At 39.9% G+C, this 511-nt stretch carries 1 pseudogene; it reads right to left on the bottom strand.

What is annotated here, in order from left to right:
- Positions 1 to 511 (bottom strand): annotated as a pseudogene (locus HMPREF2991_RS03320) (DUF308 domain-containing protein); the annotation flags it as partial.

Genomic DNA, 511 nt, shown 5'->3' with positions numbered 1-511 from the left:
TTTTGCTAAAGTACTTGCAGGGATGAGAGCGGCTAGGACAATAGGTAAGCTCATTCTTACACGACGTTTGAGATGGTTTTTCCCAATTTCCTCCTCAAACAAGAAACCATCACGGATATTGGACACACCATAAAGGAAAAAATAAGCCCCTAATACAAAGAGTTGAAAGACAGAATTTCCTGTAGAGGACAAAAGACTAGTCCCACCAAGAAAAACTAGTACGAGTCCATCTAGTAAGAGACGAAAACGAGGTCGAATTTTGTTTTTGCGGTAGAGAACATAGGTGACAAGGTTGATAGTAGCATGAAAAATCTGATAAACTCCAATCACAAGAGCCAAAATATAAATCGGCACATCCGTCGCAAGATTGGAGCCAAGCAAATATCCCAGCACTAACAATTTAACCAGTGCAACTCCCAAGGTGTCCGTTGACTGACTTTTTTTGAAAATACGTAATACTAAATCTAAGACCGTTGCTATCCAAGCTAAAAACAGAACCAGTCGAATAACC

Origin of the sequence: Streptococcus sp. HMSC072D07, assembly GCF_001814835.1 — a bacterium.
In the GTDB taxonomy this organism is placed as follows: domain Bacteria; phylum Bacillota; class Bacilli; order Lactobacillales; family Streptococcaceae; genus Streptococcus.
The sequence above is the reverse complement of the archived record's forward strand: the minus strand, read 5'-3'. Positions and strand labels throughout refer to the sequence as shown.